The organism is Kiloniella sp., from assembly GCF_048259265.1.
Taxonomy (GTDB): Bacteria; Pseudomonadota; Alphaproteobacteria; order Kiloniellales; family Kiloniellaceae; genus Kiloniella.
In genome coordinates, this window is the sequence record NZ_JBLXHT010000010.1 from 122,283 (window position 1) to 138,593 (window position 16,311).

The window sequence follows — 16,311 nt, forward strand, 5'->3', positions numbered from 1 at the left end:
GGAAGAGATATCGGGGAAAACCAAAGGCGTTTCGATAGAAACGCCTTTGGTTGAGACAAATTTAAGAAAGACAAATGCGGGGTTATAGCCCCTGATTTCGAATAATATCTTCAAGATCCTGACGGGCATCTGCGGGCAATTCCTGAATAGCAGAGGCCAGAGCGCCGAGTAGTTTCCTCAGGTTATAAACCTGATCCATACTGCGAAGGATGACGGGCATTGACTCGTAATTGGCACCAATTTCGTGAATAAGTTCGCGTAAAAGCTTTACACGTAATTCATCATCATCGGTGAAAAGGAGTGTCCCGTCTTCTTGGGTTGGCATGACCCAGTTGCTTTCGATCCAGTTGGATAGTTCTGAACCACTGACGTCTTGATCAATGACGATTTCATCAAAGGTTTTCATGCTTTTGGGGTCCTTTATCCAAAGCTGTATTAGCCTTGCGTTGCTGGGCAAGTAATCTCAGCGGCACTATTTAGGCGCTACACGCTTTGAATGCAAGCTGTGTCTCTATTGCTTCGGTTAGTCAAAAGTGCGGTTAATCAAAAATGCCTGTATCTTTGCGTGGGTCATAATCTTTTGACTTTGCCCAGTTGCGCAATAAGTCTCGAAGCTCCTTATCCGTTTCTTTCGGCAAGGTCACCATCAGTCGGATCAATTGATCCCCCCGGTTGTGTCCTTTGATGTCATCAATACCTTTACCCTTTAGGCGTAAAGTGGTGCCCGTGTTTGAGTCTGCGGGAACCTTTACTTTCACTTTGCCTGTTACGGTCGGCACGGTGAGGGTTGTTCCTTCGACCGCTTCCATAAGGGTAATGGGGACATCAAGATGTACATCATAGCCCTTTCGCGTGAACATTGGGTGGGCTTCGATTTTAATTTCAACCAGTGCATCACCGTTTGGTGCACCACCCTTGCCGGGCAACCCCTGATTTTTCAGGCGCAGAACCTGTTTGTTATCAGTTCCCGGTGGAATGGTGACATTCAGTGTTTTTCCATCGGCAAGGTTAATGCGTTTCTTTGCGCCAGCTGCGGCTTCGACAAAGTTGACACTGCATTCGTATTTTACATCACTTCCTTTGCGTTTGGGTACACCACCTCTGGCACCCGTACCCGCACCGCGTGGACCTTGTCGCCGACCACCGAATAAATCGGAAAAGATATCCCCGATATCCATTTCCTGACCAAAATCAAAGCCGCCACCACCTTGGCCTGCGGCACCGCTTCTTGGGTGACCTTGGTGAGTATAGCCAGAATGGAACGGGTTTGCCTGTTGGCCGGAGGCATCAATCTCGCCCCGGTCATATTGTTGCTTTTTTTCGGCATTGCCAAGAATGCCATATGCCTGAGATACCTCTTTAAACTTTTGCTCAATAGCCTTGTCATCCGGATTAAGATCGGGATGGTATTTTTTTGCGAGCTTACGGTATGCAGATTTAATTTCCGCATCCGAAGCGGTCCTGCTGGTGCCGAGGATTTGATAGAGGTCTTTCATTGTCGAGGATGAAACCATTCAAACGTTATAAAGGTAATACATAAGCCGTGTTATACACGTTTGTGCTACGCTAATGTAATAAATTAAACATAAGTTTAAAAGGGGGAGAAAGAAATCTCTCTTAAGTTTGGTGATTGAATGGTTACAGCTAATCGTCTGGTGTCTGGATCCTTCATTGAGCTGAATACACAAAAGCCCTGCACAGAGCAGGGCTTCTGAAGTCTGTTTTGCTTTTAAGCGCGTGTCTACTGGATTTCCCAGGACCCATCTTCTTGGCGACAAGCTGTGCCATAGGCTTCCTCGGTTTTTCCACCAATAACCACCGTCTGCTGATATTCGCGGCAGTATTTACCTTCGGAAGAAGTGCCGTCACGGACAGGTGTCACGGTTCCGGAGTTTCCTGAATCAGGGTTATTCCATGCGATAGTCTGCCCAACAGGTGCCGTTTGGGCACGATTGTAAGCTGTATCTGCTTTACGCTTATCTTCGTCGTCCATATAACGGCCGACTTCGCTTCCTAAAAACCCACCAACGACAGCGCCAGCTGCGGCAGCGACGATTTGGCCAGAACCTTTACCAAATTGAGCGCCGAGTAAGCCACCAGCCAGAGCGCCACCTAAACCACCTACGGTTTGTTTAATTCCGGTATCGTTTGAACAGGCTGTCGTCGACAAGGCTATCAATAAGACTGCTATACTTGCTTTGACTTTCATCGTCTTGCTCTCTGTGTAGTTATTATCTGCATTGAATGTATAAGAACACTAACAGTATCTTGTTCTTTCACACACAGTTGCTTAAGTTTCAACATATCAGTTAAAAGATAATTGAGGCACTATTATGGCCCCAAGGTCTTTTCTGTGACATATCTGTGTTCGTGATTGTGTTTTGCCCTGATTATTTATTCGAGCAAGGTTTTAACAAAGATGTCGCACGCTATGCTGTTGTGACCTTCACCTTGTTCTGATAAAGCATTTTAATATTATTTTTGCGTATGGCTACCCTCTAAAAGGCTGTTTTTATTATGATCCGCGATAATACTCCTTCTGATCCCTATGATGTTTTTGACGTTTGGTTGAAAGAGGCCGAGGAAAAAGAACTCAATGACCCGACAGCGATGAGCTTGTCGACGGTCGATGCAACTGGAATGCCTTCGTCGCGGATGGTTTTGCTCAAAGATTGGGACCGCCAAGGTTTTGTGTTTTATACAAACTATGAAAGCCGAAAGGGTGAACAGTTGCTTGCACATCCCAAGGCTGCCTTGATGTTTCATTGGAAATCGGTACGTCGATCCGTTCGTATCGAGGGGCTTGTTGAGCAGGTAACACCCGAAGAAGCTGACGAATATTTTGCAAGCAGGCCGAAACAAAGCCAGATCGGTGCCTGGGCCAGTGATCAGTCCCGCCCACTTGAAGGGCGCTTTGAGCTTGAGAAAAGAGTTGCTAAGTACGCGGCAAAGTATGGCCTTAGTAAAGTACCGCGTCCACCACACTGGTCGGGGTTCCGCGTTTGTCCTACACGTATTGAATTTTGGCAGGATGGCCCTTTTAGATTGCACGACCGATTGGTCTATTCGACAGAGGATATAAAGCAAACTGGACAGTGGAACACTGAACGACTTTTCCCATAGGTAGGCATAGTGAACCGATTCCATGGTCGATAACGCCAAGAAGTTAAGCCCGCAAGAACACAGGCAACGAACTGCACAGTTGATGCAGCGGGCTGGCTATGCGGCTATTACCGCTGCTTTAATCTTGATTGCGGCAAAACTATCGGCTTGGGCCTATACAGGATCGGTTTCCGTTTTAACCACATTGGTTGATTCACTTCTGGATGCAGGGGCTTCTCTTTTAAACCTTCTCGCCATCAGGCACGCACTGACGCCGGCGGATAATGAACACCGTTTTGGGCATGGTAAAGCCGAGGGCTTGGCCGCCTTGGCTCAGGCCGCCTTTATTGCTGGATCGGCTATTTTCCTTATCTTGCAAGCTGGAGAAAGATTTTCAAGCCAACATGTTGTTGAGAACAGCAGCGTCGGGATTGGGGTTATGATTTTCTCTATTCTAACCACTTTTGCCCTGACCAGATATCAACATTATGTTGTCAAGGAAACAGGGTCAGTGGCTATTCAGGCTGATGCTTTGCATTATGTTGGCGACATGGTTGTGAATGGTGTTGTTATTCTGGCATTGGTTCTAGGCTTTCATTTCGATCTTCCTTGGATTGATCCGATATTTGCTCTGGCAATTTCGCTGTATATTCTTACCTATGCATGGGGTGTTTTGAAAAAGGCGCTGGATATGCTGATGGATCGGGAATTGGATGACGGTGAGCGTGCTAGGATTAAAAGTCTGATTTTGGCTCACGAAGAGGTGCTGGGTGTGCACGACATCAGGACCAGAATATCAGGGCCAGACCTTTTTATTCAGTTTCATATGGAACTGGATGGTGCCATCAGTTTGGCGCAATCCTATGATATTGCAGAAGAGGTTGATCAGGAAATCTGTCAGATATATCCGCATGCAGAGATTATCGTTCTGCAGGAACCTTACGGGATAGAAGTACACAAGAAGATACTGAAGAAAAAGAAACGCGCCACCCCTGGCGAAGAGACTGCAAATGCAGGGTGAAGGAAAATCGGACGTTATGAATAATCGGTCCAATAACAATGCTGATACTCACGGTGCTGATGCCAATAATTCAGATACCCGTAAAACCTTGATCTTGACTGGTGCAAGTCGGGGTATTGGCCATGCGACGGTTCAGTATTTTAGTCAGAGAAACTGGAAAGTGATCACTTGTTCTCGCGAAGATGTTCCTGAGCACTGTAAGCGGGACCCGAACTGGGCCGATCATATTGTCACAGACCTCAACGATACAGCGAGTACCCAGAGTTTTATCGACCGTGCGAACGAAATTCTGGATGGAGAACCTATTCATGCCTTGGTGAACAATGCCGCTGTGTCCCCTAAAACTTCTTATAAAGAAAGACTTGGTTGTCTCAATGGAGATGTCGATACTTGGCGGGAAGTCTTTGAGCTGAACTTTTTTACTCCCTTGATGCTGTGCCGCGGGTTTGCATCCGCGTTGGGTAGAGGAGAAGGGGCGGTTGTTAATATTACATCGATTGCCGGGCACGGGGTTCATCCCTTTGCTGGATCTGCTTATTCAACATCTAAATCTGCGCTTTCTGCGCTTACCCGGGAACTCGCGGTTGAGTTTGCCCAGTTTGGAGTGCGTGTTAATGCGGTCGCGCCAGGCGAAATTGAAACGGCAATGATTGGCGAGGAATACGAAGCTCTGATCCCGAGAATTCCGATGAATCGAATGGGCGAGCCAAGCGAAGTTGCATCCGCTGTTTATCAACTCTGTACACCAAATTTTGGATACGTTACAGGAACCGAAATTTTCGTAACAGGCGGTCAACATCTGTTTTAAGCACTGGTAACACTATTCAATCAACTGGGGTTAGCGGCCTTTGGTGGGGATAAGAGATAAAGACTATTTACGTGATCTGGTTAAGCGATTTGGGCACGATGAAAAAACACCTCGCCTATTATTTTTCTGTTCCTGTTCTTATCTGGGGAATAATACTTGGGATTTCGCCGGTCTGGGCCGAACGTGTTAATGTTGCTGTTGCGGCCAACTTTACGGCGACTGCAAAGGAACTTGCGCAGGACTTCAGAGAAAGTACAGGCCACGAAGCCGTTCTTTCTTTTGGCTCAACTGGCAAGCTATATGCGCAAATTCTTCATGGCGCTCCTTTTGAAATCTTTCTTGCTGCCGATCGCGCACGCCCCCGTAAATTGGAAGACGAAGGTCATGGTGTTTTATCTTCCCGGTTTACCTATGCCTATGGGCAGATTGCTCTTTGGTCGCGACATAATGAACTTTTCAATAGTAAAAAACTGAGCAACGAAGATGTTGCAAAACTGGTGACCGGGGACAAGATAACCCGTCTTGCCATTGCCAACCCCAAAACCGCACCTTACGGTCTTGCCGCAGAACAGTACCTTAAAAAGCTTGGCGTTTATGATCAGATCCAAGGCAAGACAGTTTATGGCGAGAATATCGCCCAGACCTATCAGTTCGCATACACAGGCAATGCGGAGCTAGCTGTGGTTGCCTATGCTCAGGTTTTGGGGAGTGCATCTGGCCAACATTGGCTTGTTCCTCCAGAAGATTACGAGCCTTTGGGCCAAGATGCTGTTCTTCTGAAAAGGGGACAGTTTAATGGAGCCGCCCTGGCTTTTATGGATTATCTGAAAAGTAGAGATGCAGCTGTTATCATTACAAAATTCGGGTACACTCTTGAGCCAAAGTAAAACTTAACAACACCAACGAAGCCTTTCCGGGGGAGTTTTATATATGTGGGATCCTATTTGGATCACTGTAAAGCTGGCTTTTATCACAACAGTTATCTTGCTGGTGTTGGGGACACCGGTCGCGTGGTGGTTGGCCCGGTCCAAAGCCTGGTGGAAAGAAGGTGTAGCAACGGTTGTTGCTTTGCCAATTGTCCTGCCGCCGACTGTTATGGGTTTTTATTTGTTGATTGCTTTAGGTCCGGATAGCCCCATTGGGCAGATTACAACAGAAATTTTTGGCAGAGCTTTACCTTTTACCTTTGCAGGGCTGGTTGTTGGGTCGGTTATCTATTCCATGCCATTTGTAATCCAGCCGATCCGGAATGCTTTTGAAGCAATTGGGGATCGCCCGTTGGAAGTTGCGGCGACCTTACGGGCATCTCGACTGGATAGTTTCTTTTCTGTCGCGCTACCAATGGCCAGGCCAGGTTTATTAACGGGTGCCGTCTTGGGGTTTGCACATACAGTTGGGGAATTCGGGGTTATCTTGATGATCGGGGGAAACATCCCCGGTGAGACCAAGGTGCTTTCGGTTGCTATCTATGATCATGTTGAGGCGCTGGAATGGGGACAGGCGCATATTCTCTCGGCGGGGCTTCTTGTCTTCTCGTTCCTTGTTATTCTGAGCATGATGGTTCTAGAGAAAAAACTGGGGCGCCGTTTGCGATGATTGATACTAAAGATTCTGATTTAAAAAATAATGGCATTGTTGCGCAATTTTCCGGCCCCTTGGATCAGTTTGATCTTTCGGTTGCATTCGAATTACCTGCGCGTGGGGTTACTGCCCTGTTTGGCCGATCAGGGTGTGGAAAAACAACTGTCTTGCGATGTTTAGCTGGCCTGTCAGAAACAGATGGTGGGTTTTTATCTATCAGAGGACAAGTCTGGCATGATGAAGATCATTTTTTGCCAACGTATAAAAGGCCTGTCGGTTTTGTCTTTCAGGACGCCAGCTTGTTTCCGCATTTGTCTGTGTATGAAAACTTGGTTTTTGGAAAGAAAAGGGCAAGGGGGCGATCTGATATCGTTCCCATAGATGATCTTATCGGCCTCTTAGGATTAGAAGAGCTGTTGGACCGTTCGACCCATCACCTGTCTGGGGGAGAACGTCAACGTGTTGCTATCGGTCGGGCTTTGTTATCAGGCCCAGAGCTGTTGTTGATGGATGAACCTTTGGCAGCACTGGATAAATTTAGTAAAAACGAAATTATTCCTTATCTGGATCGTCTGTTTAAGACCCTTGATATTCCCGTAATATTTGTCAGTCACGATACCGAAGAGGTTGAGAGGTTGGCGGATTACATGGTTCTTATGGATCAGGGAAAGGTTATTTCAAATGGGCCGTTAAGCGAAGTTCTGTCTGACCCGGCCCTCTTTATCGCAAAGGGATCAAAGACATCTTCGGTAATTGATGTCGAGGTTATGTCTTTCTCGGAAACTGACAGGATTACCGAGACGGTTGTTGATGGCGGGAAGATTTTGATTCCGGGTGTTTTGGGTGATGTTGGAAGTAAACATCGAATTTCGATTGCCGCAAATGACGTAAGCCTCGCCAGAGACAAACCATCTGAAACGACCATCCTCAATGTATTGCCAGCCCGTATTCTGGACATACATTTGTTGGATGGTGCCCGATGTAATTTGCTTTTGTCTGTCGGACATGGAGATCAGCATGGCGCAAAATTTTTAGCTCGTATCACACAACGGTCACTACGGAAGTTTGATTTTAAGGTGGAGCAAGATATTTATGCTCAGGTAAAATCGGTGTCCATGGTCGGTGGCATCTTAAGTTCTTGAGTCATTTACGCAGATCTTAGGTTCATGAGGAACTTATCTATTTCCGTACTGAGAACGTTTGATTGTAATGAAAGCTCACTGGTTGCGGATAAAACTTCCTGTGCATTTGTTTCTGTTTGTGACGCTCCGTTTTTGACCTCTGATATACTGTTCGAAACTTCTTGCGTGCCTTGTGATGCTTGTTGAATGTTAAGTGAAATTTCCTGAGTTGCTGCTTCTTGTTCTTGTACAACACTGGCGATTTGTTTGGTGATATCGTTCACTTTGTTGATGGTTGTGCTGATATGGCCAATGGCTTCGGCTGTATTACCAGCAACGTTCTGCATTTCTGCGATTTGTTCAGAAATCTCCTGAGTTGCTTTGGCGGTTTGATTCGCAAGATTTTTAACTTCACTGGCAACAACTGCAAAACCTTTCCCTGCTTCACCTGCGCGTGCGGCTTCGATAGTCGCATTCAATGCAAGCAGGTTAGTCTGTTCTGCAATGTCGTTGATGAGGCTGACGACAGAACCAATACGATCGGCCATCTCAGCCATACCTTGGACCGTAGAATTAGCACTCTCCCCTTCAGAAACAGCTTGTTCTGTAATCGTGGATGATTCATTTATCTGGCGCGTAATTTCCTGAACAGAATAGGAAAGCTCTTCCGTTGCTGAGGCAACAGTTTGCACATTCTGTGAAGCCTGATCAGAAGCAGAAGCGACGGCTAATGCTTGTGTGTCTGTGGATTTAGCGATTGTACTCAGAGATTCGGCAGATGAATTCATTTCTGTGGCTGCGGCTGCGACGGATTGAATGACATGCCCGACGGTGTCTTTAAGATTTTGCGCCATATCAAGTCGTGCTTGTTCTTCTGCTTTTTCTGCCCTTTCTTTTTGTGCTGCCGCTTCTATTTGAAGTTTTTCGTTCTCAGCAAGTTTTCCCCGAAAGATGTTGAGGGCTTCAGCGACTTTACCAATTTCATCGTTATTGACAATCTCTACAGGTGTTTTGGTATCGCCAGTTAGCAAGTTTTCGATGGCGACGACAACCCTTCCCAAGGGGGAGGTTATACTTTTCCGAATAAGAACGTAGGAAATTAAGGAAGAGAGTAGTAGGGTGACAATTGTTAGTATGATCAGGACACGCAGGGCAAATATTTCATGCTGTTCAGCGGTTAAAGCAGCTCGTGCAGTGAAATCTTCGACTTCGAAAAGTAGCTCTTCAAGTTCATGGACTAACAGTTCCGCTTCTTTCTCGAAATTCTCTTCGAGAACGATGGCTTTTTTGCTCTCACCTGCTTCTAACAGGTCGAATATTTCATTTGCATGTTTGTCGTAGTCATGATGTTCCTGCTCTATCTTTTTCAATATATCAAGAACATGTTGAAACTCTTTACGTTGAACTTCACCATGCGCATTGGCTATGGCCATTGCAGCAATTTCTTCGCCTTTGATAATTTCTGCATCGACGAGTGTGGTTAATTCTTGGAAGTGTTTTTTAGCTTTATCGTAAAACTTCCCCAGGTGAGGATCATTTTTATGATGTTCACCATATTTTGCCGCGCGCTCATAGCTTACAGTTTGCTCTAACTGGTGGGTCGTTATTTTTGTTAGTATGTTGGTTAGCGGAATATCCCGTTCAGCTATCCCCTCTAACTCTGTACCGATCTGTTGCATTTGATAGATCGAAAATCCAGAAACGCTGATTAGGGATATAAGGCAAAGCGTGATGACGCCCAAGATTTTTGTACTTACACTTAACTTCAGTCTGTTTATATTTTTCACTACATAACACTCCATCTTGTGCTACATGTTTTAAGCTACTATCATTTAGGAATATTTTCTTTACGCATACTATTGTATGCAGCAACTAAACTGATTTTATTAACAGACTACTAAATTTGTAGTGTTTTTAAGTGACGATGTATTTTTATGTATACGTTATCGGGTGTTTTGCTCGCCGTTTTATTGGTAACGTCCTTAAAATATAAGATCAAATTTAACTAATAAATAGAATTAATACCTTGGTAATTATAATTAGTTATGGTTTTGAAAAAACAATAATTACGTCCCGGGTAGCAGTTCTATGAAGTGGTCATCTCTAAAGACCATGCCGAAGATTTTAATTGGTGTGGCAATTCCTCTGGTTTTACTTGTTGTTATTAGTCTTGTGAGCTTTACCTCTATTGGTAATATTTCAACTGCGACTGAGAATGTTGAATCAGCTCATACGACATTAGAAGAGATGACGGATGTTATTGCCTCGGCGGTGGATATGCAGACATCGATGCGGGGATACCTTCTTGCGGGGCAAGACAGTTTTCTCGCCCCCTATGAACAGGGACAAGAAGAAACTTATGACAAGATTGCTAAGCTTAAAAATCATGTAGGTGATAATCCTGAACAGTTGGCGCTTTTAAATGAAGCCGAAGCGACTTTGCAGGAATGGCAAGATGTTGTTACAGGACCATCAATAGACCTTCGTCGTCAAATAGGTGATGCAGAAACCATGAATGACATGGCGCGGTTGGTCGCTGAGAATAAGGGCAAGGTTTATTTTGATAAGGTACAAAGCCAAATAGAAGGGCTTATTAAGCAGGTTGTTACACAGCGGGCGGAGCGACAAAAGAAAATAGACGCGGTTTTGATGTTTACGAAGTTGGATGCTGATTCCGTTGGGAAGATGTTGAAAGAAGTAAATGAAACCAATGGTGTCATTATACAGGCCAATGCCGTTTTTAAAGCTGTTGTAGATATGGAAACCGGAATGCGTGGGTATCTTTTGGCTGGGCAGGAAGATTTCTTGAAGCCTTATTCCGATGGCAGTGAAGAATTGTTTAAAATTACAACTGATCTTAAAACCGCACTTAAAGATAATAAAGATCAGGTTGAACTACTCAATCAGCTGGAAGCGACGGTGAAAGAATGGCAGGCAAACGTCGTTGAACCCATGATTTCTTTACGAAGAAAAATTGGGTCGGCTAAAACGATGGATGACATGGCGGACCTTGTTGGTGAGGCAAAGGGCGAAGAGTATTTTACGGCTTTCCGATCAACGATGACTGCCTTTGCAACGAATGAGCTTGCCCAGCTTGAAAGCCTCAAAGCGGAAACGGAAAGCACAGTAACAGCCACCAATACAGTAATCATTTCTGCAACGGTAGTTGCGATACTTCTCGGGGGAGGGCTGGGAATGCTCGTGGGACGTGGTATTGCACAGCCTATCAAACATATGACCGGTGTCATGGGACGCTTGGCGGGTGGTGAAAAGGATGTGGATGTTCCTGGACTTGAACGCGGCGATGAAGTTGGCGAAATGGCTTTGGCTGTTCAGGTGTTCAAAGACAATATCATCAAAACGGAAGAGCTGGCCAAAGAACAGGAAGAGATACAGGGAATGCGCGAAGAGCGCACAAATAAAATTTCGTCTCTAACTAAGAATTTTGATAGCGGGGTATCGGTTCTTCTGGAATCAGTGGGAACCGCGATTTCCGATATGGAAGGCACTGCAAAATCAATGTCTGATATTGCCCAGCGGACAAAAGAACGTGCAACTGTTGTATCTGGCGCTGCCCAAAACGCATCCGTCAATGTTCAATCGGTTGCCAGTGCGACCGAAGAGTTGTCTTACTCGATTAAAGAAATTAGCCAGCAGGTTAACCAGTCTTCTGAGATTACCAGTAAGGCGGTTGCCGAGGCAGGCAAGACTGACCAACAAATTCAGGGATTGGCAAATACCGCAGACCAAATTGGGGATGTGGTGAGCCTCATTTCAGATATTGCAGAACAGACTAATCTGCTTGCGCTAAACGCCACGATTGAAGCTGCACGTGCTGGTGACGCAGGTAAGGGCTTTGCCGTTGTTGCCAGCGAGGTGAAAAATCTGGCGAATCAAACAGCCAAGGCGACAGAACAGATATCGTCACAAATTGAGGCTGTACAATCGGATACCAAGAGCGCGGTAACCGCGATACAGTCTATTACCTCAACAATTAGCGAGATTAATCAAATTGCCTCTGCCATTGCTGCTGCAGTTGAAGAGCAGGGCGCGGCAACGTCTGAAATTTCTAGAAATATTGAGCTTGCTGCGAATGGTGCTGGCGAAGTCACAAACAATATTGAATCGGTAAGTCTGGCGGCAAATGATACCGGCGCAGCATCTGAGCAAGTTTCTGCAGCGACACGCGAACTTAATAGTAAAGCGGATAACTTGCGTGGTGAAGTTGAAACTTTCCTGAATGCGATTCGGTCGGCCTAAAATCATTCTAGTTTGTCAACAGGATGAGTGTTCATCTTGTGATCCCTGATTTCGTCTCTGAATTGATAACTCCTTGTTATTGGTAATGAGTGGCGACAAGAATATTTGTTTCTGTTTCCATAACATATTCATAGGGCCTCAGATCAGCATGTGTATGATCCATATTTTTAACGTGTTTTCTATCTCAAAGAATAAGCGTTAAGCTTAGTAAAAGATATGAGATCCAGTCTAGTTAATACTACATAACAAGCATGCCATAAGCTTTCAATAAGTCCGATGCTTGGGATTTAGAGATTATCGCCCCCCGAAAATTTGAAGCGTCTCTCATATCAACTAAACCAAGGTCTGCATGGCGAAGATCAGCGCCTTTGAAGTTGGCGTCTTTCATTGACGCACCTGTAAGCTTACAATCCTCAAATTCAGTATCTCGAAAGTCACAACCTCCAAGATCCGCTTCAGTAAAATTAAGGGCACTCACAATCTGATTTCTAAATGAAAATTGTCGTAAAGTAGCGGAAGTAAGGTTGCATTCCTCAAATTTTACCCCCATAGCTCGACTATCTAAAAAGTTAGCCCCTAATAGTTTGCTGGCTTTGAACTTAGTGTGGGCAAGCTTAGTGCCAAACCACTTCGATCCAGAGAAGTCACAAGATTCAATAAAATTCTCTATACAGTTCGCGTATGATAAAGAGAGCTGATGCCCTTTGCATCGTAACCAATGGCAATTATCCAAGTTTGAATGTTCTAATGTGGTGCCCCTAAAATCACAATCTTCGAAGATTGAATTTGTCATCGTTATGTTTTTTAGTATTGCACCCGAGAAATTACATTTGATGAAGTGTAAGTCGCTCAATTTACTATTATTCAGGTCATCAATATTGCCTTCACTGACTATTATATCACGTACAATGTGGTGAGCTGTCTTTGGTGTTGTAAAGTTTTTCATGATAAAATCTTTTTTATTGCGTTGAGATTTATGAAATCGCAAATCCCATTTTTTTAGCGATCAAGCAAGACTGAGACGAACTAATTCTTGCGCCTTGCCAACTATCAGCATCTTCAATTGATAGCTCTCCTATATCGGCTAATCGTAAATCTGCACTGTCCAATACCGCTCTATGAATTTTTGAATTAACCATAGTTGCACCAGAAAAATCTGCATCGCTCAGATTGCAGGTTTCAAAATTGGCATTAGATAAATCTGAGTTAGAGAACCCTATGTTTACTAGTTCTGTCCCACTGAAGTCAGAATTTTGAAGGTTACATTCTATGAAGGAGCATCCTGAATTAGATATTTTTTTGCTCACTTGTCTGACAAACTGAGAGTTGGTGAAATCACAATTGACTAGGCGGCATTTATTAAAAAAACTTCTAGATAAGATTGTCCGGTCAAACTTTATATTTGATAATTCGCATCCTATAAATTCTGCATCGCGGAAGTCTGAATTTTGAAACATAGATGTATCCCGATAGCGATCTCCTGAAAACCGACAGTGTATAAAGCGTAATCCATTGAAAGTTGCATTTAAAAATCTGCATGCTTTCAAGTGGGACCCGTAAAAAACAGTTTCTAAATATTCATCTGTAAAATCAATATGTTGAAGAGCACAATGAACGAATTTAGAGCTTTCTAATGGGCCAGAAATATGAATGTTATAACCATCGACTTCGATGTTTTCGAAGTAGCGTTCGCTCGTAAGTAAGTCTAGAAAACGTGGTATCGGCATAGTTTCCTTGGCAGAAGGAGGTGGATCACAAAAAAAACTGCCAGTTTCCATATTAAGAGAAATATTTGTTAGCAAGTTCGTTCCCTTGTGTATCAGTAGTGTATTTGAGAATTGCAGTTTTTATCTTTATAAATGTGTCAGAGACCTACTAGCTTTTGACTAATCGCTGTACGATCTGTGTTCCGTATTGTAATTACCAACTTTTCAGAACAAACAGGGAACATATTAAATGAAAACAAAAACAAAAGAAAGGTAATTATAACTTGTCTTAAGAAGGACTAAGTAACACTGGTGGATAATACTTTTCCAACGGCAACTGTAATGATGTCCGGATTGGTGTAACAGTTATGGTTCTTTGAGCATGGGAGAAACTATGTAAAGCGACAAGCACATCTTTTTTATGCACTGCGTGTGCGTGTTGTCGTTTTGGACTGTAACCCTTCTTGGGCGAGATGTGATTTAGGCGAGGCTTTTTGCCATATCTTCGGCCATATCTTCGTAAGTTTTAAGCTGTTCGGTTGTGTGTTTGATATCAAGGTCAAGCCAGTTATCAAATTGACCTTTTGCCGTGGAGTATTCTTGCTTTAGTTCCAAAAGACGATTCAGCTGTCTTTCATAGATATCAACAAGCAAACTTACCTGCATCGTTTGTGTCGCCTGGTCTGCGAGGTGGAGCAAGCGCATTTTGATGGCGATAATCAGCTTGCTCATATCTGTGACCGGTGCGCGAAGGTTCGACCCCATCAGATAAATGAACTCTTCCTGACCAGAATCTGTTAGAGAGAGGGTTTCCGCATCTGAAGTTTTATCAAGACTGACAAGTCCTTCGACCTTTAGGACTTCTAGCGGGGGGCCAATCAGATCGAGCGATGGGCCAACGACAAGACTGGTGAAACCACGTACTGTTTGGGCCAACATGGCATAACTCATGGGGCTTTCCATAAGCAAGCCAAGCGCGAGAAGGCGAGTTGCTTCTGCTGGGACCAGTGTATTATCGCGGTACATAGAGTTCTCTCATCTAACTAGAAGACGTCACTGATTAAGATACCAAACTAGAGCTAAAATATCTCGAAGTTTTTTATCTGTCCAGTTAAATGAGAACTGTTCGCAATTAAAGCGTTTTTTAGGCAGCGATTTGTAATTGCAGTTCTTGCCAAATTTCCTTTAGTGCCTTGACCAGATAATCGATATCATCATCAGTGTGGACGGGCGATGGTGTTAGCCGTAACCGTTCTGTACCCTTAGGTACCGTAGGATAATTAATAGGTTGAACATAGATACCATAGCGGGACATAAGGGTATCGGTGATCTGTCTACAAGTTTTTGGGTCCCCGACCATAACGGGAACAATATGTGTTTCCGACTCGATAACGGGTAAACCAGCTTCTTTCAGTCGTTTGCGGGTTTCATGTGCGCGATCCTGATGGCGGCTTCTCTCAAAAGCACTTTCTTTCAAATGACGAATTGATGCCAGAGCGCCAGCTGCAACAGCAGGGGGGAGAGATGTCGTAAAGATAAAGCCGGACGCGTAGCTACGGATAAAGTCAACGAGGCTTGCAGAGCCTGTAATGTAGCCACCAACGACGCCAACAGCTTTACCTAGGGTGCCTTCGATAACATCGAGGCGATGGGTCAGATTTTCTCTGTCGGTAATACCACCACCGCGTGGCCCATACAGGCCAACCGCATGGACTTCGTCCAGATAGGTCAGAGCATTATATTTATCTGCGAGGTCACAGAACGCCTCGATTGGCGCAACATCCCCATCCATAGAATAAACGGATTCAAAGGCAATAATCTTTGGACGGTCAGGGTCAATTTCTTTGAGTTTTGCTTCAAGATCTTCGGGATTGTTGTGTTCAAAGATAACCCGGTCCGCTTTACTGTGGCGGATGCCTTCGATCATAGAGGCATGGTTCATAGAATCAGATAAAACCACGCAGTTCGGCAGCTTTGATGCCAAGGTGCTCAGTGCAGCCCAGTTGGAAACGTAGCCAGAGGTAAAGAGCAGCGCGGCTTCTTTTTGATGCCAGTCGGCCAGCTCTCTTTCAAGCAATACATGATAATGGTTGTTGCCGGAAATGTTACGGGTGCCACCTGCACCTGCACCACATCTATCCAATGCTTCGTGCATTGCGGCGATGACTTTGGGGTTTTGGCCCATACCCAAATAGTCATTGGAACACCAAACTGTGACAGGGCGGGTGCCGTCGGTGCCATAGTGAGTTGCATTCGGGAACTTACCAGCCTTACGCTCCAAGTCAGCAAAAACACGATAACGACCTTCTTCTCTCAAGTCATCTATCGCCGTACTGAAATACTCTTCGTAGTTCATTTGCTCTTCTCGCCTAACGTGAGCCGCTTTAACCGGCTTGTTCTTATACTCGTATACAGGCTTTGCTGTAACAAGCTTATCAGCTGTTGAATTAATGAATAGTTTACCTGAATTCAACAACAATTCGCACTCTACTGCGCCGCTATTATATCACCAACGCGACTGAACGACGCATAAAGTTTTAGTTTCTTTATACACAACAGTGTTATCGCAACTTAATGCGGTCGTAATTGATCGATGTCAATTCGATGGGCGATATGTGATTTTAACAAAAAAACGAAACAGATTGCGCCACAGAACTGTTGCGCCACAGAGTTTATGTCATAGGCTTTTGTCGACACTTAGGGGCAGGTTCT

15 protein-coding genes are annotated in these 16,311 nt (G+C 44.6%); 7 read left to right on the forward strand and 8 right to left on the reverse strand.

Translation table 11 applies throughout. The features are described from left to right. Positions 1 to 82: 82 nt before the first annotated feature. The 3 genes from ACN0QW_RS15670 to ACN0QW_RS15680 all read right to left on the reverse strand — a co-directional run bounded on the left by ACN0QW_RS15670 (position 83) and on the right by ACN0QW_RS15680 (position 2,209). Positions 83 to 406 carry a hypothetical protein gene (locus tag ACN0QW_RS15670; RefSeq protein ID WP_299372804.1) on the reverse strand — a complete coding sequence of 108 codons (324 nt, stop codon included), beginning with the start codon at positions 404 to 406 and terminating at the stop codon, positions 83 to 85. A gap of 133 nt (positions 407 to 539) precedes the next feature. Next, complete coding sequence (locus ACN0QW_RS15675; protein WP_417432646.1) at positions 540 to 1,496, reverse strand: DnaJ C-terminal domain-containing protein; 957 nt, start codon at positions 1,494 to 1,496, stop codon at positions 540 to 542. 245 nt (positions 1,497 to 1,741) lie between these two features. Beyond that, a complete protein-coding gene (locus ACN0QW_RS15680) occupies positions 1,742 to 2,209 on the reverse strand; it encodes an RT0821/Lpp0805 family surface protein (protein WP_417432648.1) in 468 nt (155 codons plus the stop codon). Positions 2,210 to 2,517: 308 nt separating this feature from the next. On the opposite strand from ACN0QW_RS15680, the gene pdxH reads away from it, so the two are divergent. The 6 genes from pdxH to modC all read left to right on the forward strand — a co-directional run bounded on the left by pdxH (position 2,518) and on the right by modC (position 7,654). Then, a complete protein-coding gene (gene pdxH / locus ACN0QW_RS15685) occupies positions 2,518 to 3,123 on the forward strand; it encodes a pyridoxamine 5'-phosphate oxidase (protein WP_417432650.1) in 606 nt (201 codons plus the stop codon). A gap of 22 nt (positions 3,124 to 3,145) precedes the next feature. Further along, positions 3,146 to 4,123 (forward strand): cation diffusion facilitator family transporter, encoded by a 978-nt coding sequence (locus ACN0QW_RS15690; RefSeq protein WP_417432652.1) that lies wholly within the window; start codon positions 3,146 to 3,148, stop codon positions 4,121 to 4,123. A gap of 16 nt (positions 4,124 to 4,139) precedes the next feature. Beyond that, positions 4,140 to 4,931, forward strand: a complete 792-nt coding sequence (locus tag ACN0QW_RS15695) for an SDR family NAD(P)-dependent oxidoreductase (RefSeq protein WP_299372792.1) — start codon at positions 4,140 to 4,142, stop codon at positions 4,929 to 4,931. Positions 4,932 to 5,002: 71 nt separating this feature from the next. Further along, positions 5,003 to 5,818, forward strand: a complete 816-nt coding sequence (modA, locus tag ACN0QW_RS15700; RefSeq protein ID WP_417432654.1) for a molybdate ABC transporter substrate-binding protein — start codon at positions 5,003 to 5,005, stop codon at positions 5,816 to 5,818. A 43-nt stretch (positions 5,819 to 5,861) separates the two neighbouring features. Further along, entirely contained in the window at positions 5,862 to 6,527 is a 666-nt protein-coding gene (modB, locus tag ACN0QW_RS15705) for a molybdate ABC transporter permease subunit (RefSeq protein WP_417432656.1), read from the forward strand. Further along, entirely contained in the window at positions 6,524 to 7,654 is a 1,131-nt protein-coding gene (modC, locus tag ACN0QW_RS15710) for a molybdenum ABC transporter ATP-binding protein (RefSeq protein WP_417432658.1), read from the forward strand. Before modB ends, modC begins: the two co-directional genes overlap by 4 nt. A gap of 5 nt (positions 7,655 to 7,659) precedes the next feature. On the opposite strand, the gene ACN0QW_RS15715 is transcribed toward modC, so the two are convergent. Beyond that, complete coding sequence (locus ACN0QW_RS15715; protein WP_417432660.1) at positions 7,660 to 9,420, reverse strand: methyl-accepting chemotaxis protein; 1,761 nt, start codon at positions 9,418 to 9,420, stop codon at positions 7,660 to 7,662. Positions 9,421 to 9,721: 301 nt separating this feature from the next. On the opposite strand from ACN0QW_RS15715, the gene ACN0QW_RS15720 reads away from it, so the two are divergent. Next, a complete protein-coding gene (locus ACN0QW_RS15720; protein ID WP_417432662.1) occupies positions 9,722 to 11,893 on the forward strand; it encodes a CHASE3 domain-containing protein in 2,172 nt (723 codons plus the stop codon). Positions 11,894 to 12,131: 238 nt separating this feature from the next. Here the strand turns inward: ACN0QW_RS15720 and ACN0QW_RS15725 are convergent, their stop codons facing one another. The 4 genes from ACN0QW_RS15725 to hemA all read right to left on the reverse strand — a co-directional run bounded on the left by ACN0QW_RS15725 (position 12,132) and on the right by hemA (position 15,955). Next, positions 12,132 to 12,839 (reverse strand): pentapeptide repeat-containing protein, encoded by a 708-nt coding sequence (locus ACN0QW_RS15725; protein ID WP_417432664.1) that lies wholly within the window; start codon positions 12,837 to 12,839, stop codon positions 12,132 to 12,134. A 28-nt stretch (positions 12,840 to 12,867) separates the two neighbouring features. Beyond that, positions 12,868 to 13,695 carry a pentapeptide repeat-containing protein gene (locus tag ACN0QW_RS15730; protein WP_417432666.1) on the reverse strand — a complete coding sequence of 276 codons (828 nt, stop codon included), beginning with the start codon at positions 13,693 to 13,695 and terminating at the stop codon, positions 12,868 to 12,870. A 384-nt stretch (positions 13,696 to 14,079) separates the two neighbouring features. Then, on the reverse strand, positions 14,080 to 14,625 hold the full coding sequence (locus tag ACN0QW_RS15735) for a hypothetical protein (protein ID WP_299377838.1): 546 nt from the start codon (positions 14,623 to 14,625) through the stop codon (positions 14,080 to 14,082). Between the two features lie 118 nt (positions 14,626 to 14,743). After that, entirely contained in the window at positions 14,744 to 15,955 is a 1,212-nt protein-coding gene (gene hemA / locus ACN0QW_RS15740) for a 5-aminolevulinate synthase (protein ID WP_417432668.1), read from the reverse strand. Positions 15,956 to 16,311 lie beyond the last annotated feature (356 nt).